Genomic DNA, 22,985 nt, shown 5'->3' with positions numbered 1-22,985 from the left:
CTCTCCCTCTCGGTCGCTCAGGGACTGGCCGCACGTCCGATTTCCGGACGTCGGTGTCTCTCCATTGACACATTGGAGTACGCTCCGGCTCATGTCAAGGTCGACCGGCTTCCCGCACCAGGCGCGGCTCTTCGACCATCTCGTCGACGACGCAGCGGTCTTCCCTCCCGGGCTCGCCCCGACGGACGTGGCCGTTCGCGAGCACCTCGACCTCCGGGACGGGCCGTATGCCGCTGGGCTCGGTCCCCTCCTCGTGCCCGCTTCCGCTGCGGCTGAGGTCGCCGCCCTCGCCGAGGCGGACCCCCGCCCAGCGGACCGCCCGTTGCGGGTGGGCCTCATCGTCCGACCGGGGGGATCTCTCGGGCCCCTGGTGGACGGCGTCGAGCACCTCCGCGACCGGCCGTCGGTCGACGTGGCGAGCGTCGAGGTCGGGTGGAGCGAGGAGTGGCGCCGAGCCGTCGGTCTCGGGGTGCCCGTCGTCGTCGAGGTGGGACTCGGGGTGGAACAGGAGTGGGCCCTGGACGACATCGCGCGGGCGGTCGACTCGGGACCCGATGTCCGGGCCAAGTTCCGCACCGGGGCGACCCCGACCTGGGCGTGGCCCGACGAGAACGCCCTGGCTGCCTTCCTCGACGCGACCGTCCTGCGCGGCCTGGCCTTCAAGCTGACCGGCGGCCTGCACCACGTGGTCCGGGGCGACCACGGAGGCGAGCCGATGCACGGGCTCCTCAACGTCCTCGTCGCCACGGACGAGGCCCTCGACGGGGCCGAGGCCGATGATCTGGCCACCCTCCTGTCGATCACGGACGTCGAGCACCTCGTCGGTCGCGTCACCGTCCTCGACGGCGAGCGCGTCGATCGCCTGCGCGCCTCGTTCACGGGCTTCGGCTGCTGCGGCGTCCTCGACCCCCTCACCGAGCTGGAGGCCCTCGGCCTCCTCCCCGAAAGGACCACTGCGTGATCACGTGGCTCGACCTGCCGACCGACCACCCCTTCGGCATCCACCACCTCCCCTATGGCGTCTTCTCCGTCGGCGGCCCGCCGCGGGTGGGGGTCCGGATCGGTGACCTGGTCCTCGACGCGGGCGCCGTTGCCGCCGTGGGCCGGGACGCCGGGCTCGTGGGCGACGGCCCCGACCTCGCATCGGCCTGGCAGACGCGGAGCCTCAACGCCTTCCTCGACCTGGGTCGGCCCGCGTGGACGACGGCCCGGGAGTGGCTCACCGAGATCCTCACGGACGAGGTCCACCGCGCGGGCGTCGAGCCGCACCTGCTCCCGCTCAGCGACGTCACCCTGCACCTGCCGATCGAGGTGGCCGACTACGTCGACTTCTACGCCAGCGAGAACCACGCGTCGAACGTCGGCCAGATCTTCCGTCCCGACAGTCCCGCGCTTCCAGCGAACTGGAAGCACCTGCCGATCGGCTACCACGGCCGCTCCGGGACGGTCGTCGTCTCCGGCACCGAGGTCGTCCGACCCAGGGGCCAGCGCAAGGCGCCGGCCGACCCCGCCCCGTCCTTCGGGCCGAGCCTCCGCCTCGACATCGAGGCCGAGCTGGGCTACGTCATCGGTGGTCCCACGGAGCTGGGGAGCAGCGTCTCGGTGGGCGATGCGGAGGACCACCTCTTCGGCGTCGTCCTCCTCAACGACTGGAGCGCCCGCGACATCCAGGCGTGGGAGTACGTCCCGCTGGGCCCCTTCCTCGGGAAGTCCTTCGCCACGTCGATCTCCGCCTGGGTGACTCCGCTCGACGCGCTCCGCGCGGCACGGGTGCCGCTCCCGGGGCAGACCGAGCCGCCCGTCCTGCCCTACCTCGCCGGGGAGGCGACCGGCTTCGACATCCACCTCGAGGTGGACCTCAACGGCACGGTCGTGTCTCGGCCCGAGTACGCAGGGATGTACTGGGCGCCTGCACAGATGCTGGCCCACCTGACCGTCAACGGGGCGTCGGTGCGCAGCGGAGACCTTCTCGGGTCGGGGACCGTGAGCGGTCCGGAGAAAGGCGCCCGGGGCAGTCTCCTCGAGCTGACCTGGAACGGTACCGAGCCGCTCACGCTCGCCGATGGCACCTGCCGGGGCTTCCTCGAGGACGGTGACACCGTCACCATGAAGGGCTGGGCTCCCGGGCCGAACGGCGCACGCATCGCCCTCGGCGAGGTCTCCGGGACGATCCGCCCGGCCCGTTAGGCCGCCAACCGCGTCCTCAGTGGAGGACGCGGTTGGCGGCCCTCAGGTCCGGGTCGTCGCTGGGCGCGGCGCTCGCCGAGACGTCATCGAGCAGGTGCGAGGGCTCGCGCCGGCGCGGCAGCAGCAGTGCCGGAACGAGCGTGAGGGTGACGAGGACCGCCGCGACGAGGAACGTGTCGCCGAAGGCGTCTGCCGCTTGGCCCAGGCCCTGCGCCACGCCGGCCGGCCCGCCGATCTGGTCGGCGATGGACGGGTTCCGCCAGGAGGCGATGGCCGGCCCGGCGAGTGGCTTCTGGGCGAGCATGTTCGTGTAGACGACCGAGATCACGGCGATCCCGATCGAGCTCGCCACCTGCTGGGTGATGTTGAGCAAGGTCGAGCCACGGGCCACCTGGTGGGACGTGAGCGTCTTGAGTGCCGACGTCATGATGGGCATCATCGTCGCGCCCATTCCGAGACCCATGACGAAGAGAACGGGGATGAGGTAGCCCCAGTACGAGGTGTCTGCCGTCACCTGCGTCAGGGCGAACATGCCGCCGACGATGAGCACCAGGCCGAAGGGCGCGATCCGTCCGACCGGGAACCGGTCGGCGAGCGCCCCCGCGATCGGCATCGTGACCATGGCGCCCACGCCCTGCGGAGCGACGAGCCAGCCCGAGTCGACTGGGAGCTCGCCGCGCACGAGCTGGAAGTACGTCGGCACGAGGAAGAGCGCCCCGAAGAAGGACGCGGCGAAGAGGAACATCGTGACCGTCGCGACCGTGAGGTTGCGGTTGGCGAACAGGCGAAGGTCGAGCAGCGGGTGCCTGGGTCGGAAGCTGTAGAGCACGAAGGCGACGAGCATGACCACGCCGACGGTTGCCGGCACGCCGACCTTCGCCGAGAAGAAGGTGCCCTCACCCGGGATCGAGCTCACGCCGTAGAGGAAGGCAGCCAGACCGGGCGACATGAGGAGCATGCCGACGACGTCGAACGACTCCGACGGCTCCGGGCGGTCCTTCGGCAGCGCGAACCACGCGTAGCCGACGGCGGCGGCCCCGATCGGCAGGTTGATGAGGAAGATCCACTCCCACGAGTAGTGGTCGATGAGCCAGCCGCCGAGGATCGGCCCGAAGATCGGGCCGAGCAGCATCGGGACGCCGAGGATGGCCATGAGCCGTCCCATGCGCTGCGGCCCCGCGGCCTTGGTCAGGATCGTCATGCCGAGGGGCATGAGCAGGCCGCCGCCGAGGCCCTGCAGGACACGGAAGACGATCAGCATGCCGATGGAGTCTGCGGTTGCGCAGAGCGCGGACCCGAGCGTGAACAGCGTGAGGGCCAGCATGTAGAGCCGCCTCGTGCCGAAGCGGTCGGCCGCCCAGCCGGTCAGCGGGATGACCGTTGCCAGCGCCAGCGTGTAGGCAGTGATGGTCCAGGCCACCGTCGAGTACGGGAGCGGGTCAGCCGGGTTCGTCGAGAAGGCCTGGACGAACGTCGGCAGCGCCACGTTGACGACAGTGATGTCGAGGATCGACATGATGGAGCCGAGGACGACGACGCCCGCCACCTTGAGCACGGCAGCATCGATCTTGTCGGGGTGAGCGGACGGCGCCGCGGGTGCGGTCGCCATCGAGTCGGGTGAAGCTGACACAGGTCCCCCAAGGTGGTGGAGATGATCGGTGGTGGAGGGCGGCCTGGACGGCCGTCGGCGACGGCCCCGCAGACCGGGGCCCGGCGCACACGCCATTGTCCCCGGGAGCCTGCCCTTCATCGCAAAGGGTTATCGCGACAGGGGGTGCGTGGGGCTCAGCTCGGTCGGCGGGGTTGCCTGCCCTCGACCACCTGGGTGGCGCCGACCTTGTCGTGCAGGGCCTGGCGCTGGTTGTCCCACAGGGGCCACAACCCGTCCAGGAGCCAGATGACGGCGTAGATGCCACTGATGAACGGGATGAGCTGGATCAGGCTGAGGAGTCGACGGCGTAGAGCCGTTGCGAGGTCGAGGGCTCCCGGTCGATCGGCCCTGCGGACGCTGATCCGCAGCACCATCTTCCCCGGGGTCTGCGAAGTGGTCGTCCAGAAGGCCACGCAGTAGGCCGTGATGGTGAGCCAGGTGACGATGGATGCCTTCAGCGACTCCTCGGTGAGCTTGCCGATCTGACCCTCCACGGCGGTCTGGTCCCCGGTGCTTGCGAGGTCGACGAACTGCTGCACCGTGTCCCAGTAGCCCGGCGCGAAGAGCTGGAGGGCGAAGTACGACAGGGCGGCGAGGATGAGCCCGTCGATGAGCCAGGCGCCGAACCGCTTGCCCCACGAGGCCAACGGCACGCCGTCCGCCGTGACGGGACCACGCATCCAGGCCTGCGGCTGCGGCGCGACCGGGTACTGCCCGCCGTAGGGGTTCTGGCCCCCGTAGGGGTTCTGCTGTCCGGCGCCCGGGTAATCGCCGGGGTACTGCGGCGGCGGTCCCGGCTGAGGACTGTGGGCCCGCCAGCCGCCCTGAGGCAGGGGCGTCGTCGGGGCCTGGTCAGCGTGCCCGATGGTGGACTGCGAGGCAGTCGGCGACTTCCTCGGCGCCGTGTGGCTGGTCCAGGTCACCCCGTCCCAGTAGCGGAGCATCGTGGGGTCGCTGGGATCGTCGTACCACCCGGAGGGCTGCTGCGTCATACCCCAACTCTGCCATGAACGGCGGCGACCCCCTGACGCACGACGTCGAGGTCTGCAGCCAGCACCCCGCCGATCACGTCCGTCGGCCAGTAGAAGCACAGCTCGTCGAAACCAGCCGCCTCGGCAGCCGCCGCCTCGTCCTCGATGGAACTGACCGACTCGAGTGGCCGGTATCCGGCGTAGCCCACGAGGACGGAGCGGCTCAGGGTCGCCGGGTCGCGCCCGACCCTTTCGCAGGACTCGGTCAGGGTGGCGACCTGGCCCAGACGGCCTTGAGCCCGTGCACGACGTCCGCGAACCGGCGCGACGGTATGCCGGGGCTCTCCTCGGCGCCGCGCTCTGCCTTGGCGTCGAACGCGGTGCCCGCCCCCAGACCGAGCACGAACCGTCCACCGCTGATGTCGTGCACCGTCGAGGCGGCGCGGGCGAGCAGGACCGCCGACCGGGTTGCTGCGGAGGCCACCAGCGTCCCCAGACCGAGCCGAGTCGTCACGGCCGCCGCGGCGCCGAGGGTCACCCACGGGTCGGGGATCCACTCGCCCACCATGGCCGGATGGGTCAGGTGGTCCGCGACGTAGGCCCTATCGACGCCGCACTCCTCGATAGCGCGCCACCGCCCAGCTGCACAAGACCACGGTTCGGTCTGGAGGATGAGCGCGCCGAGTTCCCACTGCAACTATGCTCCTCCGCGGCCATCGCCGAGGGAAGACCGACCACGCGCTGGGCCCGCCCTCCCTCGGAGGGCGGGCCCAGCGGCATACGGCGGGTGGCCCGGTCAGAGGTTGCCGCGTCTGTCCTGCTCTCGCTCGATCGACTCGAAGAGAGCCTTGAAGTTGCCCTTGCCGAAGCCGAGGGAGCCGTGCCGCTCGATGACCTCGAAGAAGACCGTCGGGCGGTCCCCGAGCGGCTTGGTGAAGATCTGGAGGAGGTAGCCGTCCTCATCCCGGTCGACAAGGATCTTGCGCTTCTTCAGCTCCTCGATCGGCACCCTCACCTCACCGATCCGCGCTCGCAGCTCGGGGTCGTCGTAGTAGGTGTCCGGTGTGTCGAGGAACTCGACGCCTTCCGCTCGGAGCGCATCCACCGTTGTGAGGATGTCGTTCGTGGCGAGCGCCAGGTGCTGGGCCCCCGGGCCGCGGTAGAACTCGAGGTACTCGTCGATCTGGCTCTTGCGCTTGGCGATGGCCGGCTCGTTGAGCGGGAACTTCACCCGGTGGTTGCCGTTGGCCACCACCTTGGACATCAGGGCGGAGTAGTCGGTGGCGATGTCGTCGCCGATGAACTCGGCCATGTTCACGAAGCCCATGACCTTGTTGTAGAAGCCGACCCACTCGTCCATCTTGCCGAGCTCGACGTTGCCCACGATGTGGTCGAGAGCCTGGAAGAGGCGCTTGGGCGCACCGTCGCGCTTGATGTAGCCCGACTGGGCCGGGAGGTAGCCCGGCAGGTAGGGGCCGGCGTACCCCGAGCCGGGGCCCGCAGCGCCGTGCCGCTGGACCAGCGTGTGGCGGGTCTCCCCGTAGGTCGCGATCGCCGCGACGCGCACGGTGCCGTGCTCGTCGGTGAGGTCGTGCGGCTCCTCGAGGACGGTCGCGCCCGCACGCCGCGCCTGGACGATGCAGCGGTCGACGTCAGGGACTTCGAGGGCGATGTCGACGACTCCGTCGCCATGCTTCGCGTGGTGCTCGACGAGTGGGCTGTCGGGGCTGACTGCACCCTTGACGACGAAGCGGATCGAGCCGGACCGGAGCACGAAGGCCTTGTGGTCGCGGTTGCCGTGCTCCGGTCCCGAGTAGGCGACGAGCTCCATCCCCCAGGCACTCTGGTAATAGTGAGCGGTCTGCGTGGCATTGCCGACGACGAAGACGATGGCGTCCCATCCCGTGACCGGGAAGACGTCCTTGTCCTCGTCGTACTCCACGAGCCCGACCAGCTGTTTGAGCTGCTCGAGGTCGAGGCTGGCCTCGCGCTCCTGGTCGGTGAGGTCGAGATGGGTGTCGGAGGTCATGGGCGGGAGGGTCGCAAACCGGGCCCGATCGGTCAACAGAATCCGCACAAAGTGGGCAGCATGCACACAGTGCTGGCCGTATGCCGCTGAGTACCGGACACTTTGTCCATGACCTTCCAGCCGTCCCCGACTTCACCAGCCGGCGCCAAGGCGCCGGTCGACGCCCTCGACTGCCGCATCCTCCTGCTCCTGCTCACGCAGCCCGGGATCGGTGTCCTCGGCGCGTCCCGGCGGCTGGGCGTGGCCCGAGGCACCGTCCAGGCGCGGCTCGACCGACTCCAGGCACGGGGCGTGCTGCGGTCCATGGCCCCCGACGTCGACCCGGCGGCGCTGGGCTATCCCGTGACCGCCTTCTGCACGCTGGAGATCCGACAGGGCAAGGGCGGCCACTCCCCCGTCGTCGACCACCTGGCTGCCATCCCGGAGGTCCTCGAGGCGCACACCATCACCGGTTCCGGGGATGTGCTGATCCGCATCGTCGGCCGGGACAACGCCGACCTGCAGCGGGTCATCGACCAGGTCGTCGACGACACGCACGTGACCCGTGCCTCGACGGTGATCTCGCTCGCGACTCGCCTCGACCACCGCGTCGTGCCCCTCGTCGAGCACCTGCTCAACGCCTGATCGAAAGAGCAGTTTCTCCCCCGTCTGATCGAAAGAGCAGTTTCTCCCCGTTCGCGCGCGAGGTCACGGGCGCTCTCAGGCGGGGAGAAACTGCTCTTTCGATCGTTGGGGTCAGGGGGTGATCGTCAGGGGCGTCGTGCCGGCGACCAGCCGCCAGTCGACGCTGGCGAACGACGGCGGGTCGACGACCCCGCGAGCCGTGACCCAGTCGATGATCAGCTGGCGGATCTCGACCTGCCGGTTGTAGACCACCGGAGCCGTCGTGACGTGGGGGAAGCTCCCACCTCCGGACTGGCGGTAGTTGTTGATCGCCACGACGAACTCGCCGTCGACGTCGATCGGCGCGCCGGCATAGGAGAGGCCGCTGATCCGCGACCCGACGGCCTGCGTCAGGTCGATGTCGTAGGTCAGGGCCGCATCGAGCCCACCCATGATGTCGTAGTTGTAGTCCGGGGTGCCGTTCGGCGCGTTGGTGGTGACAGCGTTGGTGACGGCGTCCGCCGGGTAGGTGCCCGGCCCGGGAACGGGCTTGAAGTAGACCGCGCTCTGCTCGAGGTAGTCCTTGACCTCGGCACCGGTGAGGACGATGCCGAGGAGGGTGTTGTCGTAGATGTACAGCCCCGCGACGTCGCGGACCGTGACGTCGCCCGCGGGGATCGCCGCGTTCTTGTTGAACGGCGCCGCGATGGACAGGACCGGCAGTCCATCCCCAGCGGTGCCGGCCAGGCTCGCCTTGACCGTCTCGGCCTGGACGAGGTTGATGAAGTCCATCGCAGCCGTGTCCTCGTAGCGCGACGTGGCCGCGGACATGGCCTCGGTGCACGTGCCGATGACGCTGTTGACGTAGGCCCGCACCGTCTCGTGCGAGGACCGGAGGAGTGCGGCGATCTCAGCGTCCTCTGGCGCGGTGTTGGAGTTGAGCGTCGTGGCCGAGGAGGAGGCGACCCGCCACTGTCCGCGAACCTTCACCAGGTCGAGGTCCATGACGGTGACCCGCATCCCCCAGTAGAGCGGCTCCGAGAGGAGGACGTCTCGCCCGGTCTGGGCGTTCGTGACGAGGCGCTGCGGGATCTCCCGGTGAGCGTGACCAACCAGGATGGCGTCGATGTCGGGCACCTGCTCGGCGAGCAGCGTGCTCGCGTTCTCCGGGAAGGGCAGGGCGTCACCATAGGACGACGACGTGTCGGCGCCGGAGTGCGCCGAGACGATGACGATGTCCGCTCCGGCCGCCTTGAGGCGCGGAACGAAGACCTTGGCCTGCTCGACGATGCCCGGGAACCGCACGCGGCCCTCGACGTTGGCCTTGTCCCAGATCGCGACGCCGGGAGTGACGAGGCCGAGGATGCCGACCCGGATCGGCTTGGACCCCGGCACCTGGATGGTCTTGATGACGTACGGTCGGAAGACGGGTTGCCCCGAGTCCCAGTCGACCGAGTTGGCCGACAGGAGGGGGAAGTTGAGCTGGCTCTCGAAGGTGTGCAACGTGTCGAGGCCGTAGTTGTACTCGTGGTTGCCGAGGGCTGCGGCGTCGTAGCCGACGAGGTTCATCGCCTCGGCCATGGGGTGCTTCGAGCCGCGGGTGATGGGGTCGATCTTCGCGTAGTAGTACGCGAGGGGCGTGCCCTGGATGGTGTCCCCGGCGTCGAGGGTGATGCACGTGTCCGCGCCGCGCTCGACTCGGACCGCCTGGATGAGCGTGGCGGCCTTGGCGAGCCCCACGTGGTTTCCCCTGGAGTCGCTGTAGCTCGCGTCCTTGAAGTAGTCCCAGTTGAAGACGTTGCCGTGCAGGTCCGTCGTGCCGAGAACCGTCAGGCGGAACGGCTTGCCGTTGCTGCCGTCGCCGCGCCCTTGCGCGGCCGAGGTGGAGGCCCCGGCCACGGTGAACAGTCCGGCGCCGCCGACAGCGGCCAGGGTGAGCAGTTGTCGTCGCGTCGTCTCGGACTCGAACAGGTCGTTCGTCATGAGCATCCCTTGCATCTCGCCGGCAGTGAACGGGCTCGACGCTAGTCCTCAGTGCGGTCGTCCGGGGATCTGCGTCCTGGCAGAACCTGACGAGGCTGACCCCTGTTGTTGGTGAGACTCAGCGACGGCCGACGAGCCAGTTGCGGACCTTGTCGATCCGCTCCGCCACCTGCTCGGAGGACGCCGCCGCGAGGTCGGGGCCGCCGCACGCCCGCCTGAGGTCCAGGTGGACGTTCGCGTGCGGGTAGCCCTTCTGTCGCGCGTACGCAGACACGAGCTGGTTCAGCTCCTTGCGCTGGGCCGCGAGCGCACGGTGCTGGGCGACCGGAGCCGGCCCGTCCGGCTTCGGGGCCCGCTTGACCTGCCGACGCTGCCGCTCGTGGAGCAGCGCGGCGACCTGCTCCGGCTCGAGGAGCCCCGGAAGCCCGAGGTAGTCCTCCTCGTCCTGCGACCCCACCTGGGCATGCATCCCCCACTGCTGCTTGTCGAAGAGCACGTGGTCGAAGTGGGCGTCCGACTCCAGCGCCTCGAAGACCCCCTCGTCCGGGCCGACGTTGCGCACCTCGCGGTTGGCCTCGTCGATGAGCGCCTGCTCCTCCGCCCACATCGCGGCGACGTCGTCCTCGGCCGCCGGTCTGCGGTCCAGGGCGTGGTCGCGCTGCTCCTCGAGCCGCGCCGCGTGGTCGAGGACCACGGGGACGGAGGGCAGGAACACCGAGGCGGTCTCCCCCCTCCGCCGGGCCCGGACGAACCGGCCCACGGCCTGGGCGAAGAAGAGCGGCGTCGACGTGGACGTGGCGTAGACCCCCACGCAGAGCCGCGGGACGTCCACACCCTCGGACACCATGCGCACCGCCACCATCCACCGGGACGTGTCGCCGGCGAACTGCTCGATCCGCTGGGAGGCGCCCGCGTCGTCGGACAGCACCACCGTGGGAGCCTCGCCGGTGAGCGCGCGGAGGTGAGCGGCATACGCCCGCGCCTGCGTCTGGTTGGAGGCGATGACCAGCCCTCCGGCGTCGGGCACCCCGCGTCGGACCTCGGTGAGCCTCTTGTCCGCCGCGGCCAGGACGGAGCCGATCCACTCCCCCTTGGAGTCGAGTGCCGTGCGCCACGCCTGGGCGATCTGGTCCTTCGTCATCGGCGTGCCGAGGCTCGCGGAGATCTCGTCGCCGGCCTTGGTGCGCCAGCGCATGTTGCCGCCGTACGCGAGGAACAGGACCGGCCGGACGACGCCGTCGCGGAGCGCCTCGGCGTAGCCGTAGGAGTAGTCGCTCGAGGAGGTCAGGATGCCGTCCGTGTCCAGCTCGTACCGGACGAACGGGATGGGCGAGGTGTCCGAGCGGAAGGGTGTGCCGGTGAGCGAGAGCCGCCTGGCGGCCGGCTCGAAGGCCGCGCGGATGCCGTCACCCCACGACTTGCTGTCGCCGCCGTGGTGGATCTCGTCGAGGATGACGAGCGTCGGGCGCGACTGGGTCAGCTCTCGGTGGAGCTCCGGGCGGGAAGCCACCTGCGCATAGGTCACCGCGACGCCGTGGTAGTCCTCTGAGTGGCGCCCGACCGCGTTGCTGAAGCGAGGGTCGAGGCTGATCCCCACCCGGGCCGCAGCGTCGGCCCACTGGGTCTTGAGGTGCTCGGTCGGTGCGACCACGGTCACCCGCTGGACGACACCGCGGGACAGCAGCTCGGTCGCCACCCGCAGGGCATAGGTCGTCTTCCCGGCGCCCGGGGTAGCGACCGCGAGGAAGTCCCGCGGGTCATCTCGCAGGTAGGCGTCGAGCGCCGCCTGCTGCCAGGCCCGCAGCTTGCTCGCGGTACCCCACGCAGCCCGCTCCGGGAAGGCGGGTGACAGATGAAACGCAGCCCCAGAACTCATAGGCCCCCAACCGTAAGGGATTTCGCGGGACGACATGCCGAGGCCCCGCCTCGCGGGCAGGGCCTCGGTGTCGTGGTATCGGGGGCGACCGTCAGCCGCCGCTGCCTCCGTCGCCGCCGCTTCCGCCACCGCCGTCCTGCGGGTCACGCAGGCCGTCGTAGATCTCCTTGCAGACCGGGCACACGGGAAACTTCTGCGGGTCGCGGCCGGGGATCCAGATCTTGCCGCAGAGCGCGACCACCGGTTCGCCCGTCAGCGCGCTCTCGAGGATCTTCTCCTTGCGGACGTAGTGCGAGAACCGCTCGTGGTCGCCGGGCTCCTGCAGCTGCTCCCGGACCTCCTCGCGCTCGATGGTCGCGGTGCCGGTGCTGCGCAGCGGCTGCGGATCGTTCTCGAAGGGATCGGGAGGCATCGCAGTCATGACGCGAGTGTAGGCCGTGGGCCAGCGCCCGGGGCGGGGCCTCCGAGCAGGCGGGCGCCCTGCGGATAGAGGCGCAGCCGCTCGGGCAGCTCACCTCGTCGCCCGCTCAACAGGACGATGGGCGCGGTTCTCGTCGGCACCGCCGCCTCTTCGGGCTCCAGACCGATGCGGCGCAACGTCTGGCGCGCCACGGCGACGGGCGAGTCGAAGATCGTCACCTCGCTCCCCCGGCTGTTCAGTGCCGCGGAGATCCGGTCCGCCACCAGGCCGTAGTGGGTGCACCCCAGGACCAGCGCCCGGGTGTCCGCCGGGGTCTCCGCCAGAGCCGCACCGATCGCCCGGTCGATCTCGGCGGGGTCGACCGCCTCGACGGCCTCGGCGAGCCCCAGTGCCGCGATCGAGTGGGTCTCGACCTCGGACGCGAACGCATCGACGAGGCCGCGGAGGTAGTCACTGGAGGACGTCGCCGCCGTCGACCAGATCGACACCGGCCCGCCCGTCGTCGCCGCCGGCCGAATGGCGGGAACCGTGCCGATGACGGGCAGCCCCGGCTCGAGCTCGGCCCTGAGTGCCTCCAGGCCGTGCACCGAAGCGGTGTTGCACGCGACGACCAGCGCGACGGGTTCGAGCTCAGCGGCCGCTGCAGCAGACGCCAGGATCAGCTCCCTCACCTCACCCGGCGAGCGAGGCCCGTACGGCATGTGGTCCGGGTCGAGCGCCAGGACCAGCTCGAGGTCCGGACGCAGGGCACGCAGCGCGTCCGCGTAGCCGAGCAGACCGATGCCGCTGTCGACGAACGCCACCCGACGGGGAGGTCGCGTGGTCATGGGAGCGAGGTCAGCGGCATACGACACCATCAGTTCATCGAAGGGTCGTCGGGGAAGCTCGCCACGAAGGCGAGGCCGTCACGCTGCCGGCGCAGGACGGCACGCCAGAGGCCGCCGGGATCGGGCGTGAACGCGTCCCGGGCCTCCGCGTCGACGACGTACCAGTCACCTCGAAGGATCTCGCCCTCCAGCTGGCTGGCCTCCCAACCCGCGTAGCCGGCGAAGATCCGCATCCCGGCGAGCTCCGCCGCCACGACCGGGGTGGGGACGTCGAGGTCGACGAGCCCGATCGAGCCGAAGAGCCGCTTGACGCCGAGCGGCTCGGGCTCGTCACCCGGGACGGTGACGAGGCCGAGCGCCGACGACGTCGAGACGGGCCCACCCTGGAAGAGGACATGCGGCGCCGTGACGACGCGCTGCCACCCGGGCAGCACGGAGTCCACCTCCGCCGCGAGGGGCTTGTTGAGGACGACGCCCTGCGCGCCGGCCTCGTCATGATGGAGGACGAGGATGACCGACCGGTGGAACACGTCCCCCTCGACGGCGGGAGTGGCCACGAGGAGGCGGCCGGTGTGGAAGGTCGAGCTCACGAGAGCAAGCCTTCCACACCGGGTGAGGGCAGCGCGCCGGGAGTCAGAAGCTGCGGCGGGAGCCCCGCGGGCGGTCCTCGTCACCCCAGCGACCGACGAGCGGCTCGCCTCCGCGGGCGTCACGGCCCCGGCCCTGAGGAGCACGCTGGCCGCGGTCGTCACCCCGCCTCTGGTGGGGGCGGTGACCGCCGCGCGCACCCGGGCGTGGCCCACGTGCGCCCGCCGGGCCGCGTCGGTGCGACTTGGGACCCTCCACGAGCCGCGCGAAGTCAGCGTCCGCAATCGGAATGCCGCTGGGAGCGGTGGCGCCCGTCGCCGCGATGATCGCGTCACCCGGCGCGGCCTTGACCACCACGATGTCGACGCCGGCCTCACGAAGCTGACGCTCCATCGTCCGGCGCTGGTGCGGCAGCGCGAGGGTGACCACGGTGCCGCGGTCTCCCGCCCGAGCCGTTCGGCCGGACCGGTGCAGGTAGTCCTTGTGGTCAGCGGGCGGGTCGACCTGGAGCACGACCGAGACGTCGTCGACGTGAATTCCACGCGCGGCGACATCGGTCGCGACCAGCACCGGCAGCGAGCCGTCGCGGAACGCCCCGAGGACCCGGTTCCGGGCCCCCTGGCTGAGGCCGCCGTGCAGCGCGGCGGCGAGAACGCCCTGCTCGCGCAGCTGGGTGGCGATGCGGTCCGCGCCGAGCTTGGTGCGGCAGAAGACGAGCGTGAGGCCCGGGCGGTTGGCCACCTCGGCGGTGATGACCTTCTTGTGCTGGGGGTCGATGAGCAGCACGTGGTGCTCCATGGTCTCGACCGAGGCGGTCGCGTCGTCCGTCGAGTGGATCACCGGGTCAGTGAGGTAGCGCTCGACGATCGCATCGATCCCATTGTCCAGGGTGGCGGAGAAGAGGAGTCGCTGGCCTTCGGCGGGGATCCGGTCGAGGCTCGTCGTGATCTCCGCCATGAACCCCATCTCCGCCATGTGGTCGGCCTCGTCGAGGACGGTGATCCGGATGTCGTCGAGCTCCACGGCGCCGCGCTCCAGCAGGTCGTTCAGCCGACCCGGCGTGGCGATGAGGATGTCCACGCCCTTGTTGAGCGCCGCGATCTGCGTCGTGTAGCTGAGTCCGCCGGCGACGAGCTTGTGCCGCAGCCCAGCGACGTGGACCAGCGGCTCCAAGGCGTCCGAGACCTGCATCGCGAGCTCACGCGTCGGGACGAGCACGAGAGCGTGCGGACGACGCGGCGCCCGGCGAAGGCCCGCCTCGACGAGGCGCGTGATCATCGGCAGCCCGAAGGCCAGGGTCTTGCCCGACCCCGTCTGGCCTCGGCCCAGCACGTCCTTGCCGGCGAGCGCGTCCGGGATGGTGGCCGCCTGAATCGGGAACGGGGCCGTGATGCCGTCGCGGGCGAGCCGCTCGACGAGCCGCTCGGACAGCCCGAGCGCCGCGAAGCCGTTGTCGGCCGCCACCTCGACGGGGCCGTCGGAGACCGGCTTGCGCGTGGCCTTGGTCCACGTGTCGGCATCGAGGCGCTCGGCCTCGGCCTCATCGAAGGAGCTGGCTGCGAAACGATCACTCTGGTGGCCCTGGTGGCTCCGCTGACGCCACGCATCCCGGCCATCGTTGCGGCGGTCCGACGGGCCGCGGTCGTCGCGGCGCTCGAACGGGCGACGGTCGTCACGACGCTCGAACGGACGACGCTCAGACGTGCGGTCGTCACGACGCTCGAACGGACGACGCTCAGACGTGCGGTCGTCACGACGCTCGAACGGACGACGCTCAGACGTGCGGTCGTCACGGCGCTCGAACGGACGACGCTCAGACGTGCGGTCATCACGGCGCTCGAACGGACGACGGTCGTCACGACGCTCGAACGGACGACGCTCAGACGTGCGGTCGTCACGACGCTCGAACGGACGACGGTCGTCACGACGCTCGAACGGACGACGCTCAGACGTGCGGTCGTCACGACGCTCGAACGGACGACGCTCAGACGTGCGGTCATCACGACGCTCGAACGGACGACGCTCAGACGTGCGGTCATCACGACGCTCGAACGGACGACGCTCAGACGTGCGGTCATCACGACGCTCGAACGGACGACGCTCAGACGTGCGGTCATCACGACGCTCGAACGGACGACGGTCGTCACGACGCTCGAACGGACGACGGTCGTCACGACGCTCGAACGGACGACGCTCAGACGTGCGGTCATCACGACGCTCAGACGGACGACGCTCAGACGTGCGGTCATCACGACGCTCGTCGCGGGGACCTCGCCAGTCGCGACCTCCGACGTGTGCGGTAGACGTCGTGGACGGGCGTGAGGTCCGCGCAGCAGACCTGGGGTCGGTCATGGGAGCAGCGCCGCGTCCGCGGTGGGGCTTCTTGGAGCCGACGGCGGCGCGTGACTTCTTCTCGGCGGGTGTCCAGCGGGCCTTCTTGGGCGCGCTGGAGGTGGGCTTCTTGGACATACGTGTTCAACTCTCTTGACTCGAGCAGACTTCGTCTCGAGCCGTGAGTCGAACCACGACCATGCAGACGAGCCTCAGGCGCTCCGGGCGCCCAGTGGACCGGGTGGCATCAGTGCCCCGGTGGAATGGTCCGCTCCGCGTTGTTCGGGTCGCACCGGTGGTGCGAGCTGCCTTTGTCGTCATCCCGCCGGCCGAGCCGAACCGCGCCACGGCGGTCCACTCGTCCAAGGTTCCGGAATGCTCGGAGACGGACCGCACGATTCTATCAGCGCCTCGGGTGGCTCCCGACCACGAGAGCCAGCGCAGCCAGCGCGACCCCAGCAACGTCGGCGACGACGTCCCAGGGGTCGCCCGACCGCCCGGTCAGGAAGAGATGCTGGGAGAGCTCGCTGATGATGCTGTGGACGGCGAAGCCGAGCACCACCCACCCGGGGCGCGCGACGAGTCGGCCCACCAGATAGGTCGGCACGGCGAAAAGGAGCACGTGGACCACCTTGTCCGTCCCCGAAACCGGTCCCGCCACGGTGACGACCGGCCAGTACAGGGCACCGAGATGGGCAAGGAGCGATACCACGGCTGCTGCCGTCCACCACCGCCTCGCACCGCCGTCCATGTCGCCCGCAGTCTAGGTTGCACCCCGGCGGCCGCAGCGGGCGCACACGTGCTGAACATGATGAACGTTGCGAACCTGCCCGGGGCGGAGGGGCGGTTAGGTTGGGTTCATGGCCAGGCGAACGGTGAGCGTGACCGGGACCGGCACGGCGTCTGCTGCACCCGACGTCGTCCGAGTCGACCTCCGGATCGGTCATGATGCTGCCGACGTCGCAGCCGCGCTGACCGGCGCTTCCCGGGGCATCGCCGCGGTCGGGAGCGTCGTGCGAGCCAGCGGGGTGGCCGACGCTGACATCCGGACGCTGGACGCATCCGTGGGGCAGCGTTACGACCAGACCGGATCTCCCGTGGGGTTCACGGCCCAGCAGCGCCTTCGCGTGACGGTCCGTCGGCTCGACGCCGTGGGCGACATCCTCGCCGCAGCAGCCGGTGCAGTCGGGAACGCTCTCCTCGTGGACCAGGTCGTCCTGGACGTGTCGGACCGGTCGAGCGGCCTGAAGGATGCCCGCCACGCCGCCTTCGCGGACGCCCGCGGCAAGGCGGAGCAGTACGCCGGGCTGTCCGCCGCCCGGCTCGGAAGCGTCCTCACGGTGTCCGAGGGCGGCGCCACGCCCTTCCCGGGACCCCGCGGCATGGCCTTCGCCGCCCGCGAGATGGCCGCTGCCATGCCGGTCGAAGGGGGCGACCTGGACATCACCGTGGCGGTGGCGGTCACCTGGGAGCTCCAGCCCCCCGAGGCCCCGCGAGAGCCGGCCGCGCAGACCCGCTAGTGATTGAGGCGGGCCGAGCGGGCCCGGAATGAAGTCAGGAACCGATCCGTTGGGAGAGACATGGCTACGACAGACCTGACCGGACAGACGTTCGAGCGCACGGTGCTCGACCACGACATCGTCCTCGTGGACTTCTGGGCGGCCTGGTGCGGCCCCTGCCGGCAGTTCGCGCCGGTCTATGACGCGGCGTCGCAGGAGAGCGGCAACGAGGGGATCGTCTTCGGGAAGGTCGACACCGAGGCGGAGCCCGCCCTCGCGGGAGCAGCCAACATCACGTCGATCCCGACGCTGATGGCCTTCAAGGAGGGTGTCCTCGTGTTCTCCCAGCCCGGCGCCCTGCCGCAGTCAGCCCTCCAGAGCGTCATCGAGCAGGTCAAGGCGCTCGACATGGCCCCGATCAAGGAAGAGATCGCCAAGGAGGCGTCCGCCAAGGGCGCGTCCCAGGAGTGACGAGCGAGGGGCCCGTCAGCGGCGGGTCCCCGGCTGAGGTGCCGCGCGGGGAATGACCCGGCGCCACTCCGCACGTCGCCACCGCCCCGCACGAGTGCCGAGCTCCTCGCGGTGAGAGGGGTGGCGGAAGTAGTGCTCGAGAGTGAGCCACAACCGCACCGCATCCGAGTCGAGCACGTCGGCGTCGATGACCGGCCGCACCAGGTGCCCGTGCCCGTCGAGGGCGACGAGACCCGGGCCGTGGACCTCGATCCGGCGGTGCACTCCGCCTCTCAGGGTCGGCACGAGCTGCAGCGTCTGGTCCCACTGTGCGGAGAAGCTCCGGCGCCCATGCTGGAGATGCAGCCCGTCGACGCCGACCGTGAGGTCGTGGCGCCGTGGCGGGCGGGAAACGTAGAGCCCGGTTCCCACCATGAGGAAGCCCAGCGGCAGCGTCAGCCCCCAGGGCACCTCGAGCGCCCCGATGACCACGTCGCGCGAGACCCGGTCCGAGCGCATCAGCTCGAAGTGGACGAGCAGGACGATGCCCCAGAGGACCAGCCCGAGCGGCAGGAGCCCCAGGGTCGCACGGGCCCGGAAGGTGATGGTCCGCCCCACCGGGTCGTGGAGCGGCGGTCGAGGCACGTGCCACGGCGAGGCCACCGAGGCGACCATGGCCAGCGCGACGAGGTGGCTGACCGCGACCCACTGCTCGAGGACCGGGTCGTCGAGGACCCTCGGCACGAGGAACCCGAGCGCCACGAGGGGAGCGAGGGGCAGCAGGAGGAGGGGATGGAACGTGAACCGCCGACGAGCCCGCCACGGCCGGGGAGTCAGGTCCGGATCGCGCAGCACGCGCCCCAGCCTAAGCGGCAGCGCGCGGGCGTCCGGGCCCGAGCCCAGCGGCATACGACACGAGAAAGGGCACCCAGCTGAGCGGGTGCCCTTGCGCCGTGACGGCAACAGCGTGACGTGGCCACCACGAAGTGGTGGAGGTGGCGGGAATTGAACCCGCGTCCGATGACGAGAAACCAGGGCTTCTCCGGGTGCAGTGCGCTATGGCTTTTCTCGGCCCCAGGGCTCGCGCGCACACGTTCCCTGACAGGCCCAGTTGAGTACGAGTCCCGCGTGGCCCCCCAACATGACCACGCAGCAAGTTTCCTAGCTGACGCCAGACACTGAGTCGGAAACTAGCTCAGGCTGACGGACTTCGGAGCTCGCTCAGGCGGCGAGGGCGAAGTCGGTGCGCTTTGAGTTGGCACCTATTGGTTTGCAAGGAGCGTTTACGAGATAACCCTGCATCCTCGACCCGCTTCCCCTGATGTGTCGACCACCGTCGAAACCGATCACCCCCATGAGGGGTGTCCACGTCACGCTGTTCAGTTCTCAACCGTCGCTACTGCGAGATCACAGTATGCCTTGGCAACGACAGTGCGGCCAAGCACATTCCCGGCCGTATGCCGCTGGGCTCGCTCCGCGCGGTCCCCGGGCACCGCGCGGGGCGGGCCCCCGTGAGCTCATGGGCTCGCGTCTCATCCGGGCTGTCTCAGGATGGAACCACCCGTGCCCCCTGTGAGGTGCGCCACTAGGCTGCGAACCGCCACGCCACCCACGCTGGAGGTCACATGTTCCGCAAGGTCCTCGTCGCAAACCGCGGTGAGATCGCCGTCCGGGCCTTCCGGGCCGCCACCGAGCTCGGCGCCCGCACCGTAGCCGTGTTCCCCTACGAGGACCGCAAGTCGGAGCACCGCCTCAAGGCCGACGAGGCCTACCAGATCGGCGAGGAGGGCCACCCGGTCCGGTCCTACCTCGACCACGAGGCCATCGTGGCGCAGGCCGTCGAGGCCGGCGCCGACGCGATCTACCCGGGCTACGGGTTCCTCTCGGAGAACCCGCTCCTCGCGGAGGCCTGTGAGCGCGCGGGCATCACCTTCGTCGGCCCGCCACCCTCCGTCCTGCACCTCACCGGCAACAAGTCCCGGGCCATCGAAGCGGCCCGCGCGGCCGGCCTGCCGACGCTGCACGGCTCGAGCGCGAGCCAGGACCTCGCCAGTCTCGAGGCGGCAGCCGCGGAGATCGGGTTCCCCGTCTTCGTCAAGGCGGTCTCCGGTGGTGGCGGACGTGGCATGCGCCGGGTCGACCGGCCCGAGCTCCTCGCCGAGGCGTTGCAGGCGGCGCAGCGGGAGGCCGAGTCCGCCTTCGGGGACCCGACGCTCTACCTCGAGGAGGCCGTCGTCAACCCGAGGCACATCGAGGTCCAGGTCCTGGCCGACGGGACCGGGGAGGTCATCCACCTCTTCGAGCGCGACTGCTCCGTCCAGCGCCGCCACCAGAAGGTCATCGAGATCGCGCCGGCACCGAACCTCGACCCGCAGGTGCGGGAGCAGATGTGCGCGGACGCGGTGGCCTTCGCTCGCTCGATCGGCTACCGCAACGCCGGGACCGTCGAGTTCCTGCTCGGTGAGGACGGACGCTACGTCTTCATCGAGATGAACCCCCGCATCCAGGTCGAGCACACGGTGACCGAGGAGGTGACCGACGTCGATCTCGTCGTCACCCAGATGCAGATCGCCTCCGGTGAGACGCTCGAGTCGCTCGGCCTGCGCCAGGACGACATCCGGACCCGAGGGTTCGCGATGCAGTGCCGGATCACGACGGAGGACCCGGCCAACGGGTTCCGCCCCGACGCGGGCACCATCACGACCTACCGGTCGGCCGGTGGCAGCGGCGTCCGGCTCGACGGCGGCACCGTCTTCGTCGGCGCTGAGGTGAGCGCCCACTTCGACTCGATGCTCGTCAAGCTGACCTGCCGCGGGCGGACCTTCCCCATGGCCGTGCGCCGGGCGCAGCGGGCGCTCGCGGAGTTCCGGATCCGCGGCGTCTCGACCAACATCCCCTTCCTCAGAGCGGTGTTGGCGGACCCCACGTTCCAGGCCGGACGAGCGACGACCTCGTTCATCGACGAACGACCCGAGCTGCTCACGGCCAAGGTCTCGGCCGACCGTGCCACCCGGCTGCTCACCTACCTCGCCGACGTCACCGTCAACCAGCCGCACGGCCCGGCCACGACACGGGTGCGCCCCCGGGCCAAGCTGCCCGCCCTCCCCGACGCTCCGCTGCCCCGCGGGTCGCGCGACCTGCTCCTCGAGGTCGGCCCCGCCGAGTTCGCGCGCCGGCTGCGGGAGCAGACCCAGGTGGCCGTCACCGACACGACCTTCCGAGACGCCCACCAGTCGCTGCTCGCCACCCGGATGCGCAGCCGTGACCTGCTCCACGTCGCCGGTCACGTCGCCCACCTGACGCCGCAGCTGCTGTCGATGGAGGCCTGGGGCGGGGCGACCTACGACGTCGCCCTCCGCTTCCTCGCCGAGGACCCGTGGGAGCGCCTCGCTGCCCTGCGCGAGGCCATGCCCAACATCCCCTTGCAGATGCTGCTGCGTGGGCGCAACACCGTCGGCTACACGCCCTACCCCACGGCCGTGACCGACGCGTTCGTGCACGAGGCGGCCCGGACCGGGCTCGACATCTTCCGGATCTTCGACTCGCTCAACGACGTCTCCCAGATGCGGCCCGCCGTCGAAGCGGTCCTCGAGACCGGAACGGCCGTTGCCGAGGTGGCCCTGTGCTACACCGGCGACCTCCTCTCCCCCTCGGAGACGCTGTACACCCTCGACTACTACCTTCGGCTGGCCGAGCAGATCGTCGACACGGGCGCCCACGTACTCGCGATCAAGGACATGGCCGGGCTGCTCCGCGCGCCGGCAGCCGCTCGACTCGTCACCGCGCTGCGCGAACGGTTCGACCTGCCGGTCCACCTGCACACCCACGACACGGCGGGCGGCCAGGTCGCCACCCTCCTCGCCGCCATCGGCGCGGGGGTCGACGCGGTCGACGCCGCGACCGCCACCATGGCCGGGACGACGTCTCAGCCGTCGCTGTCGGCGCTCGTCGCCGCGACCGACCACACGGAGCGACCCACGGGTCTCGACATCGACCGCGTCTTCTCCCTCGAGCCCTACTGGGAGGCGGTCCGGCACCTCTACCGGCCGTTCGAGTCCGGCCTCGAGTCGCCGACCGGCCGGGTGTACTTCCACGAGATCCCCGGCGGGCAGCTGTCCAACCTCCGGCAGCAGGCCATCGCTCTCGGGCTCGGCGACCGGTTCGAAGCAATCGAGGACACCTACGCCGCCGCGAACCGGATCCTGGGCAACATCGTCAAGGTGACGCCGAGCAGCAAGGTCGTCGGCGACCTCGCCCTCGCCCTCGTCGGTGCCGGCGCCGATCCCGCCGACTTCGAGGCCGACCCCCAGAAGTACGACATCCCCGACTCGGTCATCGGCTTCCTCAACGGCGAGCTCGGCGACCCGCCCGGTGGCTGGCCCGAGCCGTTCCGGACCAAGGCCCTCGCGGGGCGCCAGGCCCGCCCGCGGCTCACCCAGCTGACCGCCGAACAGGAGCAGGCGCTGGCCACCGAGCCGCGGCGCACCCTCAACCAGCTCCTCTTCCCGGGGCCGACCAAGGAGTTCGAAGCCTCCCGGGAGGCCTACGGCGACCTCTCCGTCCTCGGTACCGTCGAGTTCCTCCACGGCCTCGTCCAGGGCGAGGAGTACGAGGTCGACATCGAGCAGGGCAAGCGCCTCATCATCGGGGTCCAGTCCGTCGGCGACGCCGACTCGAAGGGCATGCGGACCGTGATGTGCACGCTCGGCGGGCAGTTCCGCCCGATCCAGGTCCGGGACCGCTCCATCGAGGCTGACGTCAAGTCGGCGGAGAAGGCCGACCCCGCCGCACCGGGGCAGGTCGCTGCCCCGTTCGCCGGTGTCGTCACCCTCACCGTCGCAGTGGGCGACACGGTCGAGGCGGGAGGGGTCGTCGCGACGATCGAGGCGATGAAGATGGAGGCCAACATCACTTCAGCCGCCGGCGGCACGGTGTCGAGGGTGGCGATCGGGGCGCAGCAGCAGGTCGAGGGTGGGGACCTCCTCGTCGTCATCACCTGACCCATCGAAAGAGCAGTTCGTCCCGCCGACCCATCGAAAGAGCAGTTCGTCCCGCCGAGACCCGATCCCGACATGTCCCAAACTGCTCTTTCGATCGGGACTGGGCCCAGCGGCATACGGGATGGGTGGAGAACTGCTCTTTCGACGGCCGTCAGCAGAGAACCGGGAGGGGCTGGTCCTGCGCGAGCGCACCCCGGAAGAGGTCGCCGCTCTCTTCGAGGCGGTCGAGGATGCTGCGGATGGTGAAGCGATCGGGGCGCAGGTCCCGGTCGTCGAGCTCCTCCCAGGTGAGGGGGCGGAGACCGGGGCGCCCGGCGCCGCCCGAGGACTGTAGGGAGCCACGAGAGTCTTGTTCACCGCGTTCTGGGTGTGGTCGAGACGGGCGAGCCCCTGGCGTTGCTGCTTCTGCCACTTCCAGCTGACAAGTTCGGGGTGGATCGCGCCGACGGTCCTCGACACCCGCTCGGCCCACTCCCTGCTCTCGTCGAAGCTCGGACCCCGGGCGATCGGCACCCAGATCTGGATCCCGCGTTTCCCGGTCAGCTTGGGGTAGGCCCTCAGGCCCAGGT

General features: G+C 70.4%; 21 protein-coding genes, 1 other RNA gene and 1 pseudogene. 8 read left to right on the top strand and 15 right to left on the bottom strand.

All coding sequences use genetic code 11. From position 1 onward, the window contains the following. Positions 1-91: 91 nt before the first annotated feature. Together INTCA_RS06640 and fahA are read left to right on the top strand one after the other, a co-directional pair. Complete coding sequence (locus tag INTCA_RS06640) at positions 92-961, top strand: hypothetical protein (protein WP_013492150.1); 870 nt, start codon at positions 92-94, stop codon at positions 959-961. After that, positions 958-2,187 (top strand): fumarylacetoacetase, encoded by a 1,230-nt coding sequence (fahA, locus tag INTCA_RS06635; RefSeq protein ID WP_013492149.1) that lies wholly within the window; start codon positions 958-960, stop codon positions 2,185-2,187. The genes INTCA_RS06640 and fahA overlap by 4 nt, the downstream gene beginning before the upstream one ends. 16 nt (positions 2,188-2,203) lie before the next feature. Here fahA and INTCA_RS06630 read toward each other — a convergent pair whose 3' ends face one another. The 5 genes from INTCA_RS06630 to hppD all read right to left on the bottom strand — a co-directional run bounded on the left by INTCA_RS06630 (position 2,204) and on the right by hppD (position 6,838). Continuing rightward, positions 2,204-3,796, bottom strand: a complete 1,593-nt coding sequence (locus INTCA_RS06630) for a DHA2 family efflux MFS transporter permease subunit (protein ID WP_013492148.1) — start codon at positions 3,794-3,796, stop codon at positions 2,204-2,206. 176 nt (positions 3,797-3,972) lie between these two features. Beyond that, positions 3,973-4,830, bottom strand: a complete 858-nt coding sequence (locus INTCA_RS06625; RefSeq protein WP_013492147.1) for an RDD family protein — start codon at positions 4,828-4,830, stop codon at positions 3,973-3,975. Continuing rightward, positions 4,827-5,018: a hypothetical protein gene (locus tag INTCA_RS18605; RefSeq protein ID WP_052337982.1), complete on the bottom strand. Its 192-nt coding sequence runs from the start codon at positions 5,016-5,018 to the stop codon at positions 4,827-4,829. Before INTCA_RS18605 ends, INTCA_RS06625 begins: the two co-directional genes overlap by 4 nt. Positions 5,019-5,074: 56 nt before the next feature. Continuing rightward, the gene (locus INTCA_RS06615; RefSeq protein ID WP_083807871.1) at positions 5,075-5,506 is read right to left on the bottom strand and encodes an LLM class flavin-dependent oxidoreductase; all 432 of its coding nucleotides are present in this window, start codon (positions 5,504-5,506) and stop codon (positions 5,075-5,077) included. 99 nt (positions 5,507-5,605) lie between these two features. Beyond that, complete coding sequence (hppD, locus tag INTCA_RS06610) at positions 5,606-6,838, bottom strand: 4-hydroxyphenylpyruvate dioxygenase (RefSeq protein ID WP_013492146.1); 1,233 nt, start codon at positions 6,836-6,838, stop codon at positions 5,606-5,608. A 108-nt stretch (positions 6,839-6,946) separates the two neighbouring features. On the opposite strand from hppD, the gene INTCA_RS06605 reads away from it, so the two are divergent. After that, a complete protein-coding gene (locus INTCA_RS06605) occupies positions 6,947-7,462 on the top strand; it encodes an Lrp/AsnC family transcriptional regulator (RefSeq protein ID WP_013492145.1) in 516 nt (171 codons plus the stop codon). Between the two features lie 111 nt (positions 7,463-7,573). Here INTCA_RS06605 and INTCA_RS06600 read toward each other — a convergent pair whose 3' ends face one another. The 6 genes from INTCA_RS06600 to INTCA_RS20285 form a co-directional block, all read right to left on the bottom strand. Then, the gene (locus INTCA_RS06600) at positions 7,574-9,430 is read right to left on the bottom strand and encodes a bifunctional metallophosphatase/5'-nucleotidase (RefSeq protein ID WP_013492144.1); all 1,857 of its coding nucleotides are present in this window, start codon (positions 9,428-9,430) and stop codon (positions 7,574-7,576) included. 112 nt (positions 9,431-9,542) lie between these two features. Next, complete coding sequence (locus INTCA_RS06595; protein ID WP_041307354.1) at positions 9,543-11,300, bottom strand: DEAD/DEAH box helicase; 1,758 nt, start codon at positions 11,298-11,300, stop codon at positions 9,543-9,545. A 91-nt stretch (positions 11,301-11,391) separates the two neighbouring features. After that, positions 11,392-11,721, bottom strand: a complete 330-nt coding sequence (locus INTCA_RS06590; RefSeq protein ID WP_013492142.1) for a DUF3039 domain-containing protein — start codon at positions 11,719-11,721, stop codon at positions 11,392-11,394. Next, the gene (locus tag INTCA_RS06585; protein WP_041308478.1) at positions 11,718-12,548 is read right to left on the bottom strand and encodes a glutamate racemase; all 831 of its coding nucleotides are present in this window, start codon (positions 12,546-12,548) and stop codon (positions 11,718-11,720) included. Before INTCA_RS06585 ends, INTCA_RS06590 begins: the two co-directional genes overlap by 4 nt. 29 nt (positions 12,549-12,577) lie before the next feature. After that, on the bottom strand, positions 12,578-13,138 hold the full coding sequence (locus INTCA_RS06580) for a YqgE/AlgH family protein (protein WP_013492140.1): 561 nt from the start codon (positions 13,136-13,138) through the stop codon (positions 12,578-12,580). 43 nt (positions 13,139-13,181) lie between these two features. Then, entirely contained in the window at positions 13,182-14,600 is a 1,419-nt protein-coding gene (locus INTCA_RS20285; protein WP_244859879.1) for a DEAD/DEAH box helicase, read from the bottom strand. A 111-nt stretch (positions 14,601-14,711) separates the two neighbouring features. Here INTCA_RS20285 and INTCA_RS20280 point away from each other — a divergent pair, with 111 nt between their 5' ends. Beyond that, entirely contained in the window at positions 14,712-15,458 is a 747-nt protein-coding gene (locus tag INTCA_RS20280; protein WP_244859878.1) for a hypothetical protein, read from the top strand. Between the two features lie 412 nt (positions 15,459-15,870). Here the strand turns inward: INTCA_RS20280 and INTCA_RS06570 are convergent, their stop codons facing one another. Further along, positions 15,871-16,218: a VanZ family protein gene (locus INTCA_RS06570; protein ID WP_013492138.1), complete on the bottom strand. Its 348-nt coding sequence runs from the start codon at positions 16,216-16,218 to the stop codon at positions 15,871-15,873. A gap of 109 nt (positions 16,219-16,327) precedes the next feature. Between INTCA_RS06570 and INTCA_RS06565 the strand changes: the two genes are divergently transcribed. Both INTCA_RS06565 and trxA read left to right on the top strand, forming a co-directional pair. After that, positions 16,328-16,987 carry an SIMPL domain-containing protein gene (locus INTCA_RS06565; protein WP_013492137.1) on the top strand — a complete coding sequence of 220 codons (660 nt, stop codon included), beginning with the start codon at positions 16,328-16,330 and terminating at the stop codon, positions 16,985-16,987. Between the two features lie 60 nt (positions 16,988-17,047). After that, a complete protein-coding gene (gene trxA, locus INTCA_RS06560) occupies positions 17,048-17,437 on the top strand; it encodes a thioredoxin (RefSeq protein ID WP_013492136.1) in 390 nt (129 codons plus the stop codon). Positions 17,438-17,452: 15 nt separating this feature from the next. Here trxA and INTCA_RS06555 read toward each other — a convergent pair whose 3' ends face one another. After that, positions 17,453-18,271 (bottom strand): hypothetical protein, encoded by an 819-nt coding sequence (locus tag INTCA_RS06555; protein ID WP_041307351.1) that lies wholly within the window; start codon positions 18,269-18,271, stop codon positions 17,453-17,455. Between the two features lie 132 nt (positions 18,272-18,403). Further along, positions 18,404-18,770, bottom strand: a transfer-messenger RNA (tmRNA) gene (ssrA, locus tag INTCA_RS19055). A gap of 271 nt (positions 18,771-19,041) precedes the next feature. On the opposite strand from ssrA, the gene INTCA_RS06550 reads away from it, so the two are divergent. Next, entirely contained in the window at positions 19,042-22,416 is a 3,375-nt protein-coding gene (locus INTCA_RS06550; RefSeq protein ID WP_013492134.1) for a pyruvate carboxylase, read from the top strand. 121 nt (positions 22,417-22,537) lie between these two features. Further along, positions 22,538-22,750, top strand: a complete 213-nt coding sequence (locus tag INTCA_RS19830; protein ID WP_041307349.1) for a hypothetical protein — start codon at positions 22,538-22,540, stop codon at positions 22,748-22,750. Between the two features lie 17 nt (positions 22,751-22,767). Here the strand turns inward: INTCA_RS19830 and ligD are convergent. After that, positions 22,768-22,959, bottom strand: a pseudogene (gene ligD, locus INTCA_RS20570) (non-homologous end-joining DNA ligase LigD); the annotation flags it as partial. Positions 22,960-22,985 lie beyond the last annotated feature (26 nt).

The sequence above is a fragment of the Intrasporangium calvum DSM 43043 genome (genome assembly GCF_000184685.1).
GTDB lineage: Bacteria > Actinomycetota > Actinomycetes > Actinomycetales > Dermatophilaceae > Intrasporangium > Intrasporangium calvum.
The sequence above is the reverse complement of the archived record's forward strand: the minus strand, read 5'-3'. Positions and strand labels throughout refer to the sequence as shown.

Bases quoted from the DNA above. Each gene is read 5' to 3' on its own strand.
- INTCA_RS06570 (WP_013492138.1), bottom strand. From the start codon at position 16,218: ATGGACGGCGGTGCGAGGCGGTGGTGGACGGCAGCAGCCGTGGTATCG.
- hppD (WP_013492146.1), bottom strand. From the start codon at position 6,838: ATGACCTCCGACACCCATCTCGACCTCACCGACCAGGAGCGCGAGGCC.
- INTCA_RS06590 (WP_013492142.1), bottom strand. From the start codon at position 11,721: ATGACTGCGATGCCTCCCGATCCCTTCGAGAACGATCCGCAGCCGCTG.
- INTCA_RS06565 (WP_013492137.1), top strand. From the start codon at position 16,328: ATGGCCAGGCGAACGGTGAGCGTGACCGGGACCGGCACGGCGTCTGCT.
- INTCA_RS06600 (WP_013492144.1), bottom strand. From the start codon at position 9,430: ATGCTCATGACGAACGACCTGTTCGAGTCCGAGACGACGCGACGACAA.
- trxA (WP_013492136.1), top strand. From the start codon at position 17,048: ATGGCTACGACAGACCTGACCGGACAGACGTTCGAGCGCACGGTGCTC.
- INTCA_RS19830 (WP_041307349.1), top strand. From the start codon at position 22,538: ATGGGTGGAGAACTGCTCTTTCGACGGCCGTCAGCAGAGAACCGGGAG.
- INTCA_RS06605 (WP_013492145.1), top strand. From the start codon at position 6,947: ATGACCTTCCAGCCGTCCCCGACTTCACCAGCCGGCGCCAAGGCGCCG.
- INTCA_RS06630 (WP_013492148.1), bottom strand. From the start codon at position 3,796: ATGGCGACCGCACCCGCGGCGCCGTCCGCTCACCCCGACAAGATCGAT.
- INTCA_RS06585 (WP_041308478.1), bottom strand. From the start codon at position 12,548: ATGACCACGCGACCTCCCCGTCGGGTGGCGTTCGTCGACAGCGGCATC.
- INTCA_RS06595 (WP_041307354.1), bottom strand. From the start codon at position 11,300: ATGAGTTCTGGGGCTGCGTTTCATCTGTCACCCGCCTTCCCGGAGCGG.
- INTCA_RS06640 (WP_013492150.1), top strand. From the start codon at position 92: ATGTCAAGGTCGACCGGCTTCCCGCACCAGGCGCGGCTCTTCGACCAT.
- INTCA_RS06625 (WP_013492147.1), bottom strand. From the start codon at position 4,830: ATGACGCAGCAGCCCTCCGGGTGGTACGACGATCCCAGCGACCCCACG.
- INTCA_RS06550 (WP_013492134.1), top strand. From the start codon at position 19,042: ATGTTCCGCAAGGTCCTCGTCGCAAACCGCGGTGAGATCGCCGTCCGG.